The 19,593-nt window shown below is 70.1% G+C and carries 14 protein-coding genes and 2 pseudogenes; 5 read left to right on the forward strand and 11 right to left on the reverse strand.

All coding sequences use genetic code 11. From position 1 onward, the window contains the following. Positions 1-19: 19 nt before the first annotated feature. The 5 genes and pseudogenes from ASG60_RS09415 to ASG60_RS23130 form a co-directional block, all read right to left on the reverse strand. Positions 20-1,468, reverse strand: a pseudogene (locus ASG60_RS09415) (efflux transporter outer membrane subunit); the annotation flags it as partial. A 224-nt stretch (positions 1,469-1,692) separates the two neighbouring features. Next, on the reverse strand, positions 1,693-5,019 hold the full coding sequence (locus ASG60_RS09420) for an efflux RND transporter permease subunit (protein ID WP_056385180.1): 3,327 nt from the start codon (positions 5,017-5,019) through the stop codon (positions 1,693-1,695). Further along, positions 5,016-8,141 carry an MdtB/MuxB family multidrug efflux RND transporter permease subunit gene (locus ASG60_RS09425; protein ID WP_056260774.1) on the reverse strand — a complete coding sequence of 1,042 codons (3,126 nt, stop codon included), beginning with the start codon at positions 8,139-8,141 and terminating at the stop codon, positions 5,016-5,018. Before ASG60_RS09425 ends, ASG60_RS09420 begins: the two co-directional genes overlap by 4 nt. A gap of 211 nt (positions 8,142-8,352) precedes the next feature. Further along, positions 8,353-9,738, reverse strand: coding sequence for an MdtA/MuxA family multidrug efflux RND transporter periplasmic adaptor subunit (locus ASG60_RS09430; RefSeq protein WP_056385182.1), 1,386 nt, complete (start codon positions 9,736-9,738; stop codon positions 8,353-8,355). A gap of 238 nt (positions 9,739-9,976) precedes the next feature. Further along, entirely contained in the window at positions 9,977-10,117 is a 141-nt protein-coding gene (locus tag ASG60_RS23130) for a hypothetical protein (RefSeq protein WP_200918734.1), read from the reverse strand. A 459-nt stretch (positions 10,118-10,576) separates the two neighbouring features. Here ASG60_RS23130 and ASG60_RS09435 point away from each other — a divergent pair, with 459 nt between their 5' ends. From ASG60_RS09435 to ASG60_RS09450, 4 genes are all read left to right on the forward strand, one after another. Continuing rightward, a complete protein-coding gene (locus ASG60_RS09435) occupies positions 10,577-11,731 on the forward strand; it encodes an aminotransferase (RefSeq protein ID WP_056170384.1) in 1,155 nt (384 codons plus the stop codon). A 48-nt stretch (positions 11,732-11,779) separates the two neighbouring features. Then, a complete protein-coding gene (locus tag ASG60_RS09440) occupies positions 11,780-12,253 on the forward strand; it encodes a DUF4112 domain-containing protein (protein ID WP_056170740.1) in 474 nt (157 codons plus the stop codon). Between the two features lie 25 nt (positions 12,254-12,278). Continuing rightward, positions 12,279-13,409 (forward strand): ABC transporter permease, encoded by a 1,131-nt coding sequence (locus ASG60_RS09445; RefSeq protein ID WP_056385184.1) that lies wholly within the window; start codon positions 12,279-12,281, stop codon positions 13,407-13,409. Positions 13,410-13,650: 241 nt separating this feature from the next. Next, positions 13,651-15,732: an EAL domain-containing protein gene (locus tag ASG60_RS09450; RefSeq protein ID WP_082531681.1), complete on the forward strand. Its 2,082-nt coding sequence runs from the start codon at positions 13,651-13,653 to the stop codon at positions 15,730-15,732. A gap of 45 nt (positions 15,733-15,777) precedes the next feature. Here ASG60_RS09450 and ASG60_RS09455 read toward each other — a convergent pair whose 3' ends face one another. After that, positions 15,778-16,104, reverse strand: coding sequence for a hypothetical protein (locus ASG60_RS09455; RefSeq protein ID WP_056260781.1), 327 nt, complete (start codon positions 16,102-16,104; stop codon positions 15,778-15,780). Between the two features lie 161 nt (positions 16,105-16,265). On the opposite strand from ASG60_RS09455, the gene ASG60_RS09460 reads away from it, so the two are divergent. Continuing rightward, a complete protein-coding gene (locus tag ASG60_RS09460; protein WP_056170392.1) occupies positions 16,266-16,586 on the forward strand; it encodes a multidrug efflux SMR transporter in 321 nt (106 codons plus the stop codon). A gap of 16 nt (positions 16,587-16,602) precedes the next feature. Here the strand turns inward: ASG60_RS09460 and ASG60_RS09465 are convergent. The 5 genes and pseudogenes from ASG60_RS09465 to ASG60_RS09485 all read right to left on the reverse strand — a co-directional run bounded on the left by ASG60_RS09465 (position 16,603) and on the right by ASG60_RS09485 (position 19,541). Continuing rightward, positions 16,603-17,192 (reverse strand): annotated as a pseudogene (locus ASG60_RS09465) (transglutaminase-like cysteine peptidase). Positions 17,193-17,400: 208 nt separating this feature from the next. Then, a complete protein-coding gene (locus tag ASG60_RS09470; RefSeq protein ID WP_056170398.1) occupies positions 17,401-17,799 on the reverse strand; it encodes a DUF3775 domain-containing protein in 399 nt (132 codons plus the stop codon). Positions 17,800-17,899: 100 nt separating this feature from the next. Beyond that, positions 17,900-18,796 carry an NAD(+) diphosphatase gene (gene nudC, locus ASG60_RS09475; protein WP_056385186.1) on the reverse strand — a complete coding sequence of 299 codons (897 nt, stop codon included), beginning with the start codon at positions 18,794-18,796 and terminating at the stop codon, positions 17,900-17,902. Between the two features lie 2 nt (positions 18,797-18,798). Continuing rightward, a complete protein-coding gene (locus ASG60_RS09480; RefSeq protein ID WP_056385188.1) occupies positions 18,799-19,212 on the reverse strand; it encodes an HIT domain-containing protein in 414 nt (137 codons plus the stop codon). A gap of 59 nt (positions 19,213-19,271) precedes the next feature. Further along, positions 19,272-19,541: a hypothetical protein gene (locus ASG60_RS09485; RefSeq protein ID WP_056170408.1), complete on the reverse strand. Its 270-nt coding sequence runs from the start codon at positions 19,539-19,541 to the stop codon at positions 19,272-19,274. Positions 19,542-19,593: the final 52 nt, after the last annotated feature.

Consider the following 19,593-nt stretch of genomic DNA (forward strand, 5'->3'; position numbering starts at 1 on the left):
GTTCATCCGGAAAACAGCCTCACTCGTCCGTTCGCAAGGCCTGTCCGGAATCGATGGGCAGGCGGGTGCCCTTGAGTTCGTCGCCGGTGGGCAGGCTGCGCACGTCCCAGCCGCCGCCGAGTGCCCGGATGAGGGCGACGGCGGTGGTGAAGCGGTTGAGGCGGATCTGCAGGGCGTTGATCTCGTTGTTCAGGGCGATGGACTGGGCCGTCACCACCGTGGTGTAGTTCTGCGTGCCCGCCCGGTACTCGTTCAGGGTGATCTCGACGCCGCGCTTGGCCGAGGCGACCGCCTCGTCCTGCGCCGCCTGCTGGCGGGCGAGGATGCGCACGCCCGAGAGCCCGTTCTCGACCTCCCCGAAGGCGGTGAGCACGGTCTGGCGGTAATTCGCCACCGCCGCGTCGTAGGCCGCGCGGGTGATGCGGAGCGCCGCCGCGCGGGCGCCGCCATCGTAGAACACCTCCGTGCCGGCGGCGGCGACCGACCAGACCTGGTTGGCGGCCGAGAACACGCCGTTCGACGTCAGGCCCGAGACCCCGCCCGAGGCCGAGAGGGTGAGCGTGGGGTAGAACGCCGCCACGGCGACGCCGATGAGCTCGCTCTGGGCCTGCACGGTCCGCTCGGCCTGGGCGACATCGGGGCGGCGCTCCAGCAGGGCCGACGGAATGCCCACCGGCACGGCGGGCGGGCGCACGGCAAGCGGCGCGACGGGCAGGGACAGTTCGGCGGGCGGGCGCCCGACGAGGGTCGCCAGGGCGTGCTCGAAGATCGCCCGCTGTAGACCGATGGCGATGGCCTGGGCCTGCGTCGTCTGCAACAGGGTCTGGGCGGTGATCACGTCGGACCGCGCGGCCACACCCGCCGCGTACTGGTTCTCGGTGATGGCCAGACTCTTCTTGAAGCCCGCGATGTTCTCGTCGAACACCCGCTGGAGCGAGTCCTGATATCTGAGGCTCAAGTAGTTGTTCGCGACCTCGGACTGGATGGTGAGGCGCACCAGGGCCAGATCCGCCGCGCTCGCCTGGGCGGTGGCGACCTCGCTCTCGAGGTTGCGCCGGATGCGGCCGAACAGGTCGAGCTCCCAGCTCGCCTGCCCCTGGAGCGAGACGGTGGTGCGCTCCGAGCCCCCGACCCGCGAGCGGGTGATGTTCGGCGCGCCGATCACCGTGGGAAACAGGGCGGCGCGGGCCTGGGCGACGAAACCGCGCGCCTGCTCGTAGGCGGCGACCTGGGCGCGCAGGGATTGGTTGTCGACGTCGACGAGGCGGATCAGCCGGTCGAGGGCCGGATCCCGAAAAATCCGCCACCAGTCGCCGCGCTCGGCCCCGTCGTTGGGGGCGGCCGGGCGCCACCCCTTGCGGCTCGCGACATAGGCCGCACTGTCCTCGCGGGCCCCGCCCTCCTTGAAGGCAAGCGGCGTCTCGACGGAGGGACGGGAATAGTCGGGGCCGACCATGCAGCCGGAGACCGACGCCGTGAGGGCGACGAGGGCGACGAGATGCGACGGGCTCCCTCTCCTGGAAGGAGAGGGTTGGGGTGAGGTGTGGGACCTATTCGGAGAGTCCACACACCTCACCCTGTCCCTCTCCTTACAGGAAAGGGGACCCGCGCCACCTTCGGAATGCATCGGCCCGCTGTCGCATCGGAACGTGACGTCACTGCGCGCGCGACGATCCACCAAGCTACCCACGCTCATTCGGCGGCGCCAGGAACCGCGCCAGGAACCGCGTCGAGCGCAGGCCCGCGCCGGCGCAGGCGGTCGAGGTAGAGGTAGACGACGGGGGTGGTGTAGAGGGTCAGGATCTGGCTCACGATGAGGCCGCCGACGATGGCGATGCCGAGGGGGCGGCGCAGCTCCGAGCCCTCCCCGCCCGCGAGGATGAGGGGGAGCGCGCCGAGCATGGCGGCCAGGGTTGTCATCATGATCGGGCGGAAGCGCAAGAGGCAGGCCTCGAAGATCGCGTCCCGGGGTTTCAGGCCGCGCGTCCGCTCCGCGTCGAGGGCGAAGTCGATCATCATGATGGCGTTCTTCTTCACGATGCCGATGAGCAGGAACACCGCAATGAGGGCGATGACCGTGAATTCGGTGCCCGAGACCAAGAGCGCCAGCAGGGCGCCGATGCCGGCCGACGGCAGGGTCGACAGGATGGTGAGCGGGTGGATGAAGCTCTCGTAGAGGATTCCCAGGATGGTGTAGACGGCGACCAGGGCGGCGAGGATCAGCAGGGGCTGGCGCGACGAGGATTCCTGGAAGCTCTTGGCGCCGCCGGCGAACTCGCCGTGGATGGTGGCGGGCAGGCGCAGGTCCGTCATGGTCTGCTCGATGATCCGGGTCGCGTCCGACAGGCTTTTTCCGGGGGCCAGGTTGAACGAGATCGTGGTGGCGACGAACAGGCCCTGGTGGCTCACCTGCACGGGGGCGTTGCCGGTCTCGATATGGGCGAAGGCCGAGAGCGGGATCATCGTCTCCTTGGCGGAGGAGACCGGGGCGCTCGACGAGGCGCCGCCCTTGCCGCCCGCGATGGCGTTGGCGGCGGCGTTGCGGGCCGAATCCCCCGCGAGGGCGGCGGCCGGGTCCGTCACGGCGGCGGTGCCGCTCGGGCCGGCATTGCCGGCCGGATTGGTGTTCACCGTTCCGCCCGTCGCCACGGTGCCGGCCACCGCGTTGGTGGTGGCCGAGCCGCGCGCCTTGCCGCCGGACGTCGAGACGAACAGCGTCTTCAGGGTGTCGGGACTCTGGAGGTAGCGCGGGGCGATCTCCATGACGACGTGGTACTGGTTCAGCGGGTTGTAGATCGTCGAGACCTGGCGCTGGCCGAAGGCGTCGTAGAGGGTGTTGTCGATCTTGTCCGGCGTCAGGCCGTAGCGGAACGCGGTGGCCCGGTCGATGACGAGGCGGGTCTCGAGGCCGCCCTCCTGCTGGTCCGAGGACACGTCGACGAAGGTCGGGTCCTTCTGCAGGGCCTGGAGCAGCTTCGGGGCGGCGGCGTAGAGCTCTTCCGCCGTGTCGCCCTGGAGGGTGTACTGGTAGGTGGCGAAGCTCTGGCGCCCGCCCATGCGCAGGTCCTGGCGTGGGAACAGGTAGAGCCGCGCCCCCGCCACCTGCGAGAGCTTGGGCCGCAGGCGGGTCATCACCTTCTCGATGGGGTCGCGCTCGGCCTTGGGCTTCAGGCCGACGAAGACGTTGGCCGAGTTGGTGGCTCGCCCGCCGGTGAAGCCGACGACGCTGTCCACCGCCGGGTCGGCCTGCACGATGGCGGTCGCATGTTCGAGCTTCTGCTTCATCGCCTGGAACGAGATGCGCTGGTCGGCCTGGATGCCGCCCATCATCTGACCCGTGTCCTGCTCGGGAAAGAAGCCCTTCGGCACGATGACGTAGAGGTAGACGTTGAGGCCCACGGTGGCGACGAGGCTGAGCACCACGAGGCGGCGGTGGCGCAGGGCGATGCGCAAGGTGCGCTCGTAGGCGGCGAGCATGCCGTCGAACCCGGCCTCCAGGCCGCGCAGGAAGACATTCGGCCGGCGCGCCGGGTCGTGCGCCTCGGGCTTGAGGAGCAGCGCGCACATCATCGGCGTGGTGGTCAGCGACAGCACCAGGGAGATGAGGATCGCCAGGGACAGGGTGACGGCGAATTCCTGGAACAGGCGCCCGACGATGCCGCCCATGAGCAGGATCGGCAGGAACACCGCCACCAGGGACAGGCTCATGGAGATGACGGTGAAGCCGACCTCGCGGGCGCCCAAGAGTGAAGCCTCCACCCGCGCCTTGCCCTGCTCGATGTGGCGCTGGATGTTCTCCAGCACCACGATGGCGTCGTCGACGACGAAGCCCGTGGCGATGATGAGCGCCATGAGCGAGAGGATGTTGAGGCTGTAATCCAGCAGGTACATGGCCGAGAAGGTGCCGACGATGGAGATCGGCACGGCGACCGCCGGTATCAACGTCGCGCGACCCGAGCGCAGGAAGACGAAGACCACGAAGATCACCAGCACCACGGCGATGAGCAGGGTCTCCTCGGTCTCGGCGAGCGACGCCCGGATGGTGGCGCTGCGGTCGCCCGTCACCATGAGGTCGATGTCGCCGGGCAGCGCCGCCTGGACCTGGGGAATCGCCTTCTTCAGGCCGTTGATGGTGTCGACGACGTTGGAGCCGGGCTGCTTGTAGATGAACAGGATCACGCCCGGCTTGCCGTTGACGAGGCCGAGGTTGCGCTTGTCCTCCACGGAATCCACGACCTTGCCGACATCGGTCAGGCGCACGGCGGCGCCGTTGCGGTAGGCCACGACGATGTCGCGGTAATCGGCCGCCACCCGGCCCTGGTCGTTGGCGTAGAGCTGGTAGCGCCGGGTGTCGGTCTCGATGGCGCCCTTGGGCGAATTGGCGTTGGCCGAGGCCAGCGCCGCGCGGATGCCCTCGAGGCCGATGCCGTAGTTGAACAGGGCGGTGGGATCGAGCTCGACCCGCACCGCCGGCAGCGACGCGCCTCCGATGTCGACGTTGCCGACCCCGGGCAGCTGGGACATCTTCTGCTGCACCACCGTGGCGGCGGAATCGTAGAGCTGGCCCGGCGACAGGGTGTTCGAGGTCAGCGCCAGGATCAGGATCGGCGAATCGGCCGGATTGAATTTGCGGTAGGTCGGGTTCTGGCGCAGCGCCGTCGGCAGGTCGGCCCGGGCCGCGTTGATGGCCGCCTGGACGTCGCGGGCGGCCCCGTCGATGTTCCGGTTGAGGCCGAACAGCAGGATGATCCTGACCGAGCCGACGGAACTCGTGGACGTCATCTCGTTGACGTCCGCGATGGCGCCGAGGCGCCGTTCGAGGGGCGCGGCCACGGTGGTCGCCATGGTCTCGGGGCTGGCCCCCGGCATCGACGCCTGGACGAGGATCACGGGGAAATCCACCTGCGGCAGGGGCGCCACCGGCAGCTTCAGGAACGCGAACATCCCGGCGAGCAGCACGCCGAGGGTGAGCAGGATCGTGGCGACGGGCCGGCGGATGAACGGGGCGGAGACGTTCACGGCAGCGCCTCGACGGGGCCGGCGCCGCCTTCGCGGCGGCCGGTGAGGCGGCGTTCCAGGCGGTCGAACGCGAGGTAGATCACCGGCGTGGTGAACAGGGTCAGGACCTGGGAGACGATGAGGCCGCCCGCGATGACGATGCCGAGGGGCTGGCGCAGTTCGGCGCCCACCCCCGTGCCGACGATGAGCGGTACCGCCGCGAACAGGGCAGCCAGGGTCGTCATCAGGATCGGCCGGAAGCGCAGGAGGCAGGCCTCGTAGATGGCGTCGCGGGGGCTCATCCCGTCCTCGCGCTCGGCCTGGAGCGCGAAGTCGATCATCATGATGGCGTTCTTCTTCACGATGCCGATGAGGAGCACGATGCCGATGACCGCGATGATGTCGAGCGACAGCCCGAACAGCATCAACCCCAGGAGCGCCCCGATGCCGGCGGAGGGCAGCGTCGACAGAATCGTGATCGGGTGGATGAAGCTCTCGTAGAGCACGCCGAGCACGATGTAGACGGTGACGATGGCGGCGATCACCAGGAACAGCTGGTTCGACAGGGCCGACTGGAACGCGAAGACCGAGCCCTGCGGCACCACGCGAAAACTCGGCGGCAGGTCGATGGCCTTGCCCGCCGCCTCCACCGCCGCCACGGCGTCGCCCAAAGCCGCGCCGGGCGCGAGATTGAACGACACGGTGGTGGCCGGGAACTGGCCGAGATGGGAGATGAGCAGCGGCGCCCGCCGCTCGCTCACCCGGGCGACCGCCGAGAGCGGGACCTGCCCCGAGGCCACCGTGGAGGACGGCAGGAAGATGTGGTCCAGGCTCTCGATGGTCCTGTGCAGGGCCGGGTCGGCTTCGAGGATCACCCGGTACTGGTTCGACTGGGTGAAGATCGTCGAGATGATGCGCTGGCCGAAGGCGTCGTAGAGGGCGTTGTCGACGGTGGCCGGGGTGATGCCGTAGCGCCCCGCCGTCGCCCGGTCGATGGTGATGTAGGCGGCGAGACCGCTGGCCTGGAGGTCGCTCGCGACATCCATGAGCAGGGGCGACGTCTGGAGCTGGCGCACGAAGCGCGGCACCCAGGTCTCGAACTCCGTGAGGTTCGGGTTCTCGAGGATCACCTGATACTGCGTCGCGCTCACCGCCGTGTCGATGGTGAGGTCCTGCACCGATTGCAGGTAGAGCCGGATGCCGGCGACCCCCGTGGTCGCGGCCTTGATCCGTTCGATGACCTGGCTCGCCGTGGATGTCCGCGCGGCGTGGGCCTTGAGGTTGATGAGGAACCGGCCCGAATTCAGGGTGACGTTCTGACCGTCGACGCCGATGAACGACGACAGGCTGGCCACGTCCGGGTCCTGCAGGATGAGGGCGGCCAGCTTCTGCTGGCGCTCGGCCATGGCGGCGTACGAGACGGTCTGGTCGGCCTGGGTGATGCCCTGGACGACGCCCGTGTCCTGCACGGGGAAGAACCCCTTGGGGATCACCACGAACAGGTAGGCGGTGAGCGCCACCGTCGCGAGGGTCACCACCAGGGTCAGGCCCTGATGGCGCAGGACCACGCGCAGCATCCGGCCGTAGCCGGCGATGATGCCGTCCATGGACCGGCGGGCCGCGCGGGCGACGAACCCCTCGCGGCGCTCGGCGTGCCCGGCCGGCACGGGCTTCAGGAGGCGCGCGCACAGCATCGGCACGAGGGTGAGCGAGACCACGGCCGAGATCACGATGGTGGCCGCGAGCGTGATGGCGAATTCGTGGAACAGGCGCCCGACGACGTCGCCCATGAACAGCAGTGGGATGAGGACCGCGATGAGTGAGACGGTGAGCGAGATGATGGTGAAGCCGATCTCGCGGCTGCCCTTCAGCGCCGCCTCCAGGGGCGAATCCCCCTCCTCGACGTGGCGGGCGATGTTCTCGATGACCACGATGGCGTCGTCGACCACGAAGCCCGTCGCGATGGTGAGCGCCATCAGCGACAGGTTGTCGAGGGAGAACCCGTACAGGTCCATGATGGCGAGCGACCCGATCAGCGACAGCGGCACCGACAGGCTCGGGATCAGGGTGGCGGAGACGCTGCGCAGGAACAGGAAGATCACCAGCACCACGAGGCCGATGGCGAGCGCCAGTTCCACCTGCACGTCGTGGACGGAAGCGCGGATCGTCACCGTGCGGTCGGTGAGCACGCCGACGGAGATCGCCGCCGGCAGGGTCGCCCGGAGCTGGGGCAGGAGCTTCTGGATCTTGTCGACGGTGCTGATGACGTTGGCGCCGGGCTGGCGCTGGATGTTGAGGATGACGGCCGGGGTCTCGTCGGCCCAGGCGCCGAGCTTGGTGTTCTCGGGGCCCGAGACCACGTCGGCCACGTCCGAGAGCCGCACCGGGGCGCCGTTCTTGTAGGCGATGATGGCGCTGTCGTAGGCCTTCGGGTCGCGGATCTGGTCGTTGGCGTTGATGGCGTAGGACTGCGTCGGCCCGTCGATGGTGCCCTTCGGTGTGTTGACGTTGAGGTTGGTGATGGTGGTGCGCAGGTCGTCGATGTTGAGGCCGTATGCCGCCAAGGCGCGTGCGTTGAACCGCACCCGGATCGCCGGGCGCTGGCCGCCGCCGGTGCTCACGAGGCCGACGCCCGCCACCTGGGAGATCTTCTGGGCGAGGCGCGTCTCGGCCAGATCGCGCACCTCCGTGAGCGGCATGGTCTTCGAGGTCAGCGCGAGCGTCAGGATCGGCGCGTCGGCGGGGTTCACCTTGGCGTAGATCGGCGGGGCCGGGAGATCCGCCGGCAGCAGGTTGCCGGCGGCGTTGATGGCGGCCTGGACCTGCTGCTCGGCGATGTCGAGGGGCAGGTCCAGGCTGAACTGCAGGGTGACGACGGAAGCGCCCGCCGAACTCTGCGACGTCATCTGGTTGAGGTTGGCGAGCTGGCCGAACTGCCGCTCCAGCGGCGCGGTGACCGCCGAGGTCATCACCTCGGGGCTGGCGCCGGGATAGAACGTCTGGATCTGGATCGTCGGGTAATCCACCGACGGCAGGGCCGAGACCGGCAGGTTCAGGTACGACACCATCCCGACCATCAGGATCGCCAGCATGAACAGCGTGGTGGCGACGGGCCGCAGTATGAACAGGCGGGACGGGTTCATGGGGCGAGCCCCACGCCGTCGAGGGAGCCGCCGACGGAACTCCCTCTCCTAGAAGGAGAGGGCTGGGGTGAGGTGTGTGACTTATCCGGAGCGTTCGCACATCGCACTCTGTCCCTCTCCTTCCAGGAGAGGGGACCCGTGCTGGCGGCGAACGCCGGAGTTAACGGCGAAGGTCCGCACCGGCCGAGAGGTGGCGAGCGGCCGGGCAACCTCATTGCGCGGCCGGGCGCTGGCGGCGGCGTTCGCGCGTCTGGCCCTCGGGGGCGACGGCATCGGCCTTCGCGGCCTCCGCCTTGGCGTCCTCGGGCTTGGCGTCCTCGGGCTTCGGACCGGCGGCACCGGGCGGACGGGTGCCGTCGTCGGTGATCCGCACGCTCGCGCCATCGCGAAGCCGGTCGGTGCCGTCGACCACGACCCGGTCGCCGACGCCGAGGCCGGCCTTCACCACCGTGCGGGCGCCGTCGGCCTCGCCCAGGGTGATGGGGCGGACCACGACCTTGTCGTCGCCCTGCAGGAGGTAGACGTAGGTGCCGGGCGTGCCGCGCAAGATCGCGGCGGTGGGGACGATGGGGGCGTTCCGCACGGTGTCGACGGTCAGCTTGGCGTTGACGAACTGGTTCGGGAACAGGGCGTCGTCGGTGTTGTCGAACAGGGCGCGCAGCCGCACCGTGCCGGTGGTGGTGTCGATCTGGTTGTCCACGGTGTCGAGGGTGCCGGTGGCGAGCACGGTGGTGTCGCCGCGATCGTAGGCCGAGACCGTGAGCCTGTCGCCCGTGCGCACCCGGCGCATCACCTGGGCGACGTCGTCCTCGGGCAGGGTGAACACCACCGAGATCGGGTTGAGCTGGGTCACCACCACGAGACTGGTCGAGGCGGCGGTGATGTAGTTGCCCTGATCGACCTGGCGCAGGCCGACGCGGCCCGCCACGGGCGAGACGATGCGCGTGTAGGTGATGTTGAGCTTCTGCTGGTCCACCAGCGCCTGGTCGGCCGCCACCGTGCCCTCGTTCTGCTTGACCAGGGCGCCTTGCGTGTCGACGTTCTGCTTCGAGATCGAATCCTGCTGGGCGAGGCGCTGGAAGCGGGCGAGGTCGAGCTTCGAGTTCTGCAGCAGGGCCTGATCGCGCATGAGCTGGCCCTGGTACTGGGCGAGCTGGGCTTCGTAGATCCGCGAATCGATCTGGGCGAGGAAATCGCCCTTCTTCACCATCTGGCCCTCGCGGAAGCCGACCTCCATGAGGTAGCCGCTGATCTGCGAGCGCACGGTGACGTTGGCGAGGGGCGTCACCGTGCCGAGGCCGCCGAGCACGATGGGCACGTCGCCGGCCGCGATGGTGGCGATGCCGACCGCCTGGGCCGGCTCGCCATGGCGCCCGGCGCCCCGGCCGCCCTTGCGGCGCGGTCCGGCGGTCTCCGTCGGGCCCTCGGGCTTTGGCGCGAGGTAGTGCCGGTAGCCGTAATACCCGCCGCCCGCGAGGATCAGCAGCAGGACGAACCACAGCCAGCCGCGCCCGCCCCGCGTCGGCGCGGCCCGGGTCTCGGACGGGGGCGCGTAGTCCCGCGCGGTCTCGGTGCGGATCGGCGAATTCTCGTTCATGGCGTCACGGCATCGGCGGGCGAGGCGCCCTCGCGGACAGACTGGAGTGGATCTAAGCACGCGTCGCCCGGTCCGACAGAACGGGGCAACGTCGCACCCGGGCGGGGGAGGCGATCGACCTCGGCTCCGGAGGCTTCGGTTCCACGGCGGCGCAGCATGGTGCCCCTTCTGGCCGCCCAATACGACGCCAGTACGGCGTCCGCGTTTCCCCCGTGTTGCTGTCCGTCGCTCCTGTGGATCACGGCCGGTTCGCGGGGTCGTAGGCCCGCACCACCGCACGGTACTCCTCGTCCACCGGCGTCACCGGGACGAGGTGGCGAAGGCCCGCGCCCAGGAGGGCGGTGGCGAGGGCGAGGAGAAGACAGGTCCGGACGCGCATGGCCTCCCGTTCCTGCCACAGGCGCGGGGACCGGACACGGAAAAACCGCAGGACACGAAAAAAGGCCGTCGCTGGGGGCGCCGGCCTTTCTCGGGAAGTACAAACTCGGGAAGTCCGAGCTTGGGAAGTTCAAGTTCAGGACGTTCGACCTGATCGGGAAGAACGATCCGCTCGGGCAGAAAAGCCCGGGCGGATCCGCGTCTCTAAAGAAAGCTTCGTGGACCGGAGCGACCGCCGCCTTCCCGAAACGAGGGGGCGAAGTCCCGTGAGAGCCGCCGTCGCTCCGGCCATGACCGGAACCTACGTCACGGGTGATGAATGTCAACAATCGTCAGCCGTGAGCGCCCCTCCAGCGCCCCCGGACGTGCGGAACCGCACATTTCATCCCGCGTGGGCGCCGTGCTACGCATCCGGCCTCCCGACGCCCGGGCGTCGTCGCACCCTCGCCTGCCGAACCGTATGAATCCCGTCTTCGCGAACCTGCCCACGACCGTCTTCACCGTGATGTCCGGCCTCGCCCGCGAATGTGGGGCGATCAACCTCGGCCAGGGCTTTCCCGACGATCCCGGCCCCGAGGACGTGCGCCGCAAGGCGGCCGAGGCGGTGATCGCGGGCGACAACCAGTATCCGCCGATGATGGGCCTCCCGGAGCTGCGCGCCGCCATCGCGACGCATTACCGGCACCATCAGGACCTCGACCTCGACCCGCAGACGGAGGTAATGGTGACCTCCGGCGCCACCGAGGCCCTGGCCGCCGCCCTGCTCTCTCTCATCGCACCCGGCGACGAGGTGGTGCTGTTCGCCCCCCTGTACGACGCCTACCTGCCCATGGTGCGCCAGGCCGGCGGCGTGCCGCGCATCGTCAACCTCAAGCCTCCGCATTTCCGGCTGGAGGAAGAGGCTCTGGCGGCGGTCTTCTCCGACCGGACGAAGCTCGTGGTGCTGAACAACCCCCTCAACCCCAGCGCCACGGTGTTCTCCCGCGAAAACCTCGCGCTCCTGGCGGGGTTCTGCACGCGCCACGACGTGATCGCGGTCTGCGACGAGGTGTGGGAGCACATCGTGTTCGACGGCGCGGCGCACGCCCCGCTCATGGCGCAGCCCGGCATGCGCGACCGCACGGTGAAGATCGGCTCGGCCGGCAAGATCTTCGGGCTCACGGGCTGGAAGGTCGGCTTCGTCATGGCCGCACCGCCGCTCCTGCGGGTGGTGGCGGGGGCGCACCAGTTCCTCACCTTCACCACCCCGCCCTGCCTGCAGGTGGCGGTGGCCTACGGCTTGGGCAAATCCGACGACTATTTCACCCGGATGCGCGAACGCTTCGCCCGCTCGCGGGACCGCCTCGGCGCCGGGCTGACGGAGCGCGGCTTCACCGTGCTGCCCTCGGCCGGCACCTACTTCCTCAACGTCGACATCGCGCCGCTCGGCTTCACCGACGACGTGGCGTTCTGCGAGGATCTGGTGCGCACCCACGGCGTCGCGGCGATTCCCGTGAGCGCGTTCTACGATGCCGACCCGGTGCGCCACATCGTGCGCCTGTGCTTCGCCAAGTCCGACGCGACCCTCGACGCCGCCCTCGACCGCCTCGGGCAGGTGTCCCGGAGGGCCGCCTGATGGGGCCGGTGCTTGCGGGGGCGCGCGGCCGGGGCCACATCCCGGGTCATGAGCACACCGCGCATTCCCGGCCGCCCGACCACGGACTTTTCCCGAGAGGCCGGTGCGGCGACACCCTTCCGGCCGCAGGCCGACGACCGCGAGGCGACGCTCCTGCGCCTCGAGGCGCTGGCGCACCTCATGGATTCGGCCTTCCTGATTCCGGGAATCAACCGCCGGGTCGGCCTCGACGCCATCGTGGGCCTCGTGCCGATCATCGGCGATGTCGCCGGCATGGTCATCGCCTCCTACGTGGTCAACGAGGCGCGCCGGCTCGGGGCGCCGCGCTGGCTTGTCGCCCGGATGATGGCGAACGTGGTGTTCGACGGGGCGCTCGGCATCGTCCCGCTGGCCGGCGACCTGTTCGATGCGGCCTTCAAGGCAAACCGCCGCAACGTCGCCCTGCTGCGCCGCCACCTCGAGAAGACCGGCGGCCTGCGCCCCAACGAGATCGAGGGGACGGCGGTGCGAATCGACGGCTGAGCGCTTTGCACACCGGGGATCACCGATGAATCAGGTCGCCGTTCCCCGGATGGCCGTGCCCGCCGCCCTCCCCCGCACGGGCTGGCTCTCACCCCTGTCGCGGCGGCGGCTCGCCAATTTCCGCCGCAACCGCCTCGGTTTCTGGTCGTTCGTGATCTTCGCGGCCCTGTTCGGCACCAGCCTGTTCGCGGAGTTCATCGCCAACGACCGGCCCCTCGTCGTGTCCTACAAGGGCGAGATCCTGTTTCCCGTCATCATCGAATACCCGGACGAGAAGTTCGGCGGGTTCTATGCCCGGCCGAACTACCGCTCGGCCGAGACCCGGAAGGAGATCGCCGACAACGGCTGGGCGATCTGGCCGCCGATCCCGTATGCCTACGACACCATCATCGACGGGCTGCCGACCCCCTCGCCCTCGCCGCCGACCTGGATGCTGACGGAGCAGCAGTGCCAGTCCGTCGGCAAGCCGTGCGCGGCGCTCGAAAAGCACTGGCTCGGCACCGACAACACCACTCGCGACGTGCTGGCCCGGATCATCTACGGCTTTCGCATCTCGGTGCTGTTCGGGCTCATCCTGGCGCTGATCTCGTCGGTGATCGGCGTGATCGCCGGCGCCGTGCAGGGCTATTTCGGCGGCTGGGTCGATCTCGCCCTGCAGCGCTTCATCGAGGTGTGGAGCGGCATCCCGACCCTCTACCTCATCATCATCATCTCGGCCTTCATCGAGCCCGGCTTCTTCGTGCTGCTCGGCATTCTGCTGCTGTTCTCGTGGGTGTCCCTGGTGGGCGTGGTGCGGGCCGAGTTCCTGCGGGCGCGCAACTTCGAGTACGTGCGCGCCGCCCGCGCCCTCGGGCTGTCGAACATCCGCATCATGAGCCGGCACCTGCTGCCCAACGCCATGGTGGCGACCCTGACCTTCCTGCCGTTCATCCTCAACGGCTCCATCGGCACCCTGACCTCCCTGGACTTCCTCGGCTTCGGCCTGCCCCCGGGCTCGGCGTCGCTCGGCGAGCTGCTGGCGCAGGGCAAGGACAACATCCAGGCGCCGTGGCTCGGGCTCACGGGCTTCCTCGTGGTGGCGGTGATGCTGAGTCTTCTCGTCTTCGCCGGCGAGGCCGTGCGCGACGCCTTCGATCCCCGCAAGTCCTTCGCCTGACAAATCCTTCGTCTGACAAATCCCTCGCCTGACAAGTCCTTCGCCTGATCCGGCCGCCGCGCCATCGGGGACACCGAGGGCGGTCCCCACGCGCCCGCCGGGGTTCGGGGTCCTAAGTTCAATTCGGCATCCGGAACGGATCGACCCGGACCGGCAGGAGCTCATCTTGGGCCGGACAATCATTTTATAAGTTTTTTGCGTCATCCTGACTGTCCTACACGCGAGTGCCGGTCTCGATCGCATGTTCCTGAGCACCCCATCGGACGTCTGGTCCGCGCAAGATCGGGACGTCGATCGGATGCCCGCCGCCCAGGCGTCCGCCGGTCTTCCGGCCGAAGCCGGCCTCACGCGGATCACAGCCCTCGCGGCCGGCTGCCTCGGCACGCCGCTCGCCTGGATCACCCTCGGGACGGGCCCGGCGGCATCGATCCGGGGCGGCTTCGGATTCGCCGGATCGGACGCACCGGACGCGACGGGCTTCCAGGCCGCGACGCCCCTGCTCGGCGCCGGGGGGCGTCGGTTCGGCGAACTTCGCGTCGGGGCCCCGGGCGCCCGCGCAGCCTTCGACGCGGCGGAGATGGGCCGGCTCGCGGATTTCGCCGCCCTCGCCGCCGACCACCTCGAACGCGAGGGCGGGGCGTGCGCGGACGGTATCGCACGGGGCTTCGCCGAGGCGGCGGCCTTCGCCTTCCTGGCGGTGGACGTCGGCGGCACCATCACCTTCGTCAACCGCGCCGCCGAGACCCTGTTCGGCTACGCGCCCGGCACGATGACGGGGCAGGACGTCGAGATCATCATCCCGCCGTCGTTCCGGGCACGGCACGGCGAGCGCTTCGCCGGGTTCGTGGTCGGTGCGACCTCGAAGCTCGTCGGCCGGACCATCGAACTCGTTGCCCAGCACCGGGACGGCACCACCTTTCCCATCGAGTTCTCCATGTCCGCCTGGACCACGGACGGGCGGATCGGGATCGGCGCGATGATGCGCGACATCAGCGCGTGGCGCGCCCGCGACGACCAACTCGTCCACATGGCCCACCACGACAGCCTGACGGGGCTCGCCAACCGGGCGCAGTTCGACGAACGCCTTAGGGCCGCCCTCGAGCAGGGGCCGGCGACGGTGCTGCTGCTCGACCTCGACGGGTTCAAGGAGGTGAACGACAGCCTCGGCCACGCCACCGGCGACACCCTGCTGAAGGCCGTGGCCGTGCGGCTTCCGCTCTGCGTCGCGCCGGACGTGACCGTGGCGCGGCTGGGCGGCGACGAATTCGCGATCCTGCTGGCGCCGTGCGGCGACCCGATCCCGGCGGCCGCCACCGCCACGCGGATCCTCGACACCTTCCAGGCGACGTTTCAGCTCTCCGGCCACACCTTCCACGTCGGCCTCAGCCTCGGCATCGCCGTCGGCGGCCGGGGCACGGACGCCGCGGCCCTCATCGCCGATGCGGACCTCGCCCTCTACCAGGCCAAGCGCGACGGGCGGCGCTGCTACCGCCTGTTCGAGCCGGCCATGCGCAGCGCGGTGATCGCCCGCCGGACCCTGCACGACGAGCTGAGCCACGCCCTGGAGGCCGGTGAACTCGTGCTGCACTACCAGCCCCAGGTCGCCTTCGACATGGGGCGGGTGGTGGGCGCCGAGGCCCTGCTGCGCTGGCGCCATCCGTCCCGCGGGCTGCTGCTGCCGGGCGTGTTCCTGCCCGCCCTCGAAGCCCACCCGATGGCGGCCGCCATCGGACGCTGGATCGTCGAGGAGGCCTGCCGGCAGGCGGCGCAGTGGCGGGCGGCGGGGCTCCCGCCGCTGCGGGTCGCCGTCAACCTGTTCACCGCCCAACTGCGGGCCGGAACCCTGGCGGAGGACGTGATGCGGTCGCTCACCCGCTACCGGTTGCCGCCCGCCGCCCTCGAACTCGAGGTCACCGAGCGCATCGCCCTCCAGGCCGACGACGCGATCCTGGAGCCGATCCGGGCGCTGCACGCCCACGGGGTCGCGGTGGCGTTCGACGATTTCGGCACGGGCTACGCCTCGCTCTCCTCCCTCAAGCGCTTCCCCCTCACCCGCCTGAAGATCGACCGCAGCTTCGTGCGCGACGTGCTCACCGACCGGCACGACGCCGAGATCATCCGCGTCGTCCTCGGCATGGCCGAGAACTTCGGCCTGGAGGTCATCGCCGAAGGCATCGAGGGCGCCGACCAGGAAGCGGTCCTGCGCGGCATGGGCTGCCACGAGGGCCAGGGCTACCTCTACGGCAAGGCCATGAGCCCCACCGCCCTCGCGGCGATGATCCGGTCCCGCGAGGGCATGACGGACGAAACCGAGGTGGCGTGAGACGGCCCGCTCGACGATGGCGGATAACCGGCCGGGCCGGCCGGATCACAGGGGCCGGGTGCCGCCGGCGAGCAGCCAGCCCCGTGCGCGCTGGATCAGGGCGGGGCGAACGCGGGCGACGTCGTCGCCGTCGAGGAGCGGTGAGGTCGACAGGGCGGTAAGGTAGGCCGCCTCGTCGGCTTCGCACGCGCGCAGGGAGGCGTCCGCCGCGCGGATGCGGGCGGTGCGGGCCGTCTCGATGGCGAAGGTGCGGTGGAGGCAGCCGCGCCAAGTGGCATGCCGGTCGGCCGCGTCGCCGGCCCGGGCCCCGCCGGGAACGCCGATCGACACCGCAAGGAGGAGCGCGCACACCGCGCCGGCCCGGGTCGTCATGGGCAGATCGTCATCGGCGGGTCGTCATGGAAAGGTCTCCGGATGGAGACAGCGTCGCGCAAGGTGTTTAACGGGCCCTGACGATCGCCGCGCGCGAACCGTGTCGTTCCGGGACGGCGCCCCGCGGCGCCGGATCGGCCACCCCGCGCAAAGGACCCCCCATGGCCTGGATCACCCTCGTTGCCGCCGGCCTCCTCGAAGTGACCTGGGCCTACGCGATGAAGCTGTCGCACGGGTTCACCCGGCCGTGGCCGACGGCCATCATGGCGGTCACCATGGTGGGCAGCGTCGCCCTCCTCGCCGTGTCGATGCGGACCCTGCCCCTCGGCACCGCCTACACGATCTGGACCGGCATCGGCGCCGTCGGGGCCTTCGTGCTCGGCATCGCGGTGCTGGGCGAGGAGGCGAGCCCGGCCCGCATCGTCGCGGCCCTGCTCATCGTCTCGGGCCTCGTGACCATGAAGCTCGCCAGCCCGCAGTGACGTCGCGCAGGACGGCTCAACGGTTGGCGGTGGTGACCGGCGAGGTGGCGCGGCCGAGGGACACCCAGGCCTGCGTGTCCTGGCTCTCACGCTTGATGAAGGTGTAGCCGGTCTGGCGCCAGGACTGGACCGCGTTGGTCTTGTTGTCGAGGATGAAGTCGCCCCGGTCGGTGATCAGGGTGAGCACCGCGTGGCCCTCGCCCTTCTCGTCGATGACCACGGTCATCCGCATGGCCCGGCGCGGCAGGCCGGTGCGACGTGGAGGTGGTCCATGTCGGTGACGGCCCGAATGGCCTTGTTCACCCGGCGGTTGACGGACACGATGGTGTTCCAGGTCGCCGCGTCGAGCGCGATGGTGGCGGGCTCCGTGCGGTCGACGGCGCACTCGGCGGCGTAGCTCTCGCAGAAGGCGACCCAGGCGGCGATGGGCTTGGCGGCGGGGCCGCTGGCGATGACGCTCGGGGTGGCGGGCAGGGAGGCGAAGGTCTGGGCCGGGGCGGCCACGGGGGCGGCGAGAAGACCACCGAGAAGACCGGCCAGAAGCGCGGCACGGCCGAGGCTTCTGCCCGTAACCGCTTCCAGGCACTTCGAAATCGCGATCCGCATGGCCGGCCCGTTCCCGTTAATCTTCTGTTAACGAAAGGTCTCACGGCGGCCCGAGCGCGGCAATCGCCGGGTTAATAAAGGGTTAACGGTGTGGATAGTTGCACCGCAGGCGAAAGAAGCCTGACCGTACCGGCCTCCGTCCGAACGAAAAAACGCCCCGACGGGGTGACCGGCGGGGCGCTTGGGAGCGGTGGTTGTGAGGGGCGGGTCAGGCCTGCGGCAGGTCCGGGGTGATGCCGAGGTTGGCCATGCCCTCCGCGAGGAGATCGGCGGCGTTGGGGGTGCCGAGGAGTTCGCGGGCGGCGCCCTCGCCGACGGATTCGCGCTCGCGGGCGAAGCGCACGGCGTCGCCCCACTCCTCGGCCTCCATGTCGCCGCGCCCGACATAGACCAGCGCGAGGAGGTCGGCGCGCTCGTCGTCGTTGAGCGCCCCGATCATCGACCGGACCTCCTCCTCGGTGGCGTCGTCGGTGCCCGAGGTGAGGATGTCGGTGGCGCCGTCGTCGATGGCGTTGGAGCCGGAATCCGGGTCCGTCGGGCCCTCCTTCACCTCGACGGCGCGCAGGCGCAAGATGATCTCGGTGACGGTGTCGACGGCGATGTCCATGGGCGTGTTCCAGACTCGTGGGCCGCCGGGGGCGGCGGCCTCAAGCAGGCACAACCCACGAGGTCCGCAAGGGTTCGCGGGCGGGCGTCGGGGCCCGCCTTCAGGCGGTCCCATCCACGAAGGCGCGCATGAGCAGGTGCGCGATGGCCATGGGCGGCGGCACGGTGAGGCCTTCCGGGTGCGTCCCCGCGATCATCGCCGACATGTCGTCCCGGGTGAGCCAGCGGGCGTCGGTGAGCTCGACGGGATCGAGGGTGATCGCCTCGTCGAGGGCCTCGGCGACGCAGCCGATCATCAGGGAGGCGGGGAACGGCCACGGCTGGGACGCGTGGTACGTCACCGCGCCGACGCGAATCCCGACTTCCTCGAAGGTCTCGCGCCGCACGGCCGCCTCGATGGTCTCGCCGGGCTCCAGAAAGCCCGCGAGGCAGGAATACATCGCCTCCTTGAACCGGGGCGAGCGGCCGAGCAGGCAGCGATCCCCCCGCGTGATCAGCATGATCACCACCGGGTCCGTGCGCGGGAAGTGGTGGGTGTCGCAAGACCCGCAATCGCGCCGGTAGCCGCCGGCGGCGAGCTCGGTCCGGGCACCGCAATTGGCGCAGAATCGGTTCCGCGCGTGCCAGGCCAGAAGCGATTTCGCCGTGGCGACGAGCCCGAGTTCATGAGGCGCGACGGATCCCTCGGCGGCGAGGCTGCGCAGATCGTTCGTGGCGAGATCGGGTTCGGCGTCGAACGCCTCCGCGCGCTCCGGCGCCAGGGCGGCGGCGAAGACCGGCGCCCCGTCGAGGCGGCCGAGGAACAGGGTCGGGCCGGGCGCGGCGATGCGCTCCGGATCGAGCAGGGCGGAGCCGTTCGCGAGCACGATCCGCTCGCCCGCCATGGCGACGAGGCGGGCGCCGGGCGCGGTCAGGAGCGGCACGGCGGCGGCGCTCTCGGCCGAATGGCGCACGAGGCGGTTGTGGACGTAGCCGAGACCGGCGAGGGGGTCCGTCACCCTCAGGCCGCCGCGAACAGGGCGCCGATGCGCTCGATCATCTGGGCGCGGGCATGGTGCGGATAGGGCCGGGCCTCGCCCACCCCCCAGACCGGGCGCGGCCAGGCCGGGTCGGACAGGAAGCGCCCGATGACGTGGACGTGGAGCTGGGGCACGACGTTGCCGAGTGCGGCGACGTTGACCTTGTCGGGCTTGGCGAGCGCCAGCATCACGCCCGTCGCCAGACGCATCTCGTCCATGAGGGCGTGCGCGTCGTCCACGCCGAGATCGGTGATCTCGCTTGCGTCGGGGCGGCGCGGCACGAGGATCAGCCACGGGAAACGGGCATCGTCCATCAGCAGCACGCGGCACAGGGCGAGGTCGCCGGCATGGACCGTGTCGGCGGCGAGACGCGGGTCGAGGGTGAAATCGGTCATGGGGGAGCGATGTAGGGCGAAGCGCGCCCGGAAGCGAGGCGCCCGCCCCCCCCCCGCTCCTACCGCCGGGGCGCGATGATGGCCGGTCCCGCGCTCGGCTCCGGGCGGAACAGCTCGTTGCGCTGAATCTGCATCCGGTTCTGGCTGTTGTCGAATTGCTGCTGGTTCTGGATCCCGCGGATCTGGCTCTGGGTCGAGAGCCGCTCGTTCATGTTGTTGAGGGTGTTGGGATTGCCCGAGGATTGGGCCAGGGCCGGTCCGGCGCCCGCCGCCAGGAGGGCGAGGGCCGCCAGGGTGCGGGTGGTCGTGATTCGGGGTGACGCGGTCATGGCGAAGCCTCCCTGTGGGGCGATGGGGTTCTGCCGAGACGACGCGCGGGGC

It is taken from the genome of Methylobacterium sp. Leaf469 (assembly GCF_001424745.1).
GTDB lineage: Bacteria > Pseudomonadota > Alphaproteobacteria > Rhizobiales > Beijerinckiaceae > Methylobacterium.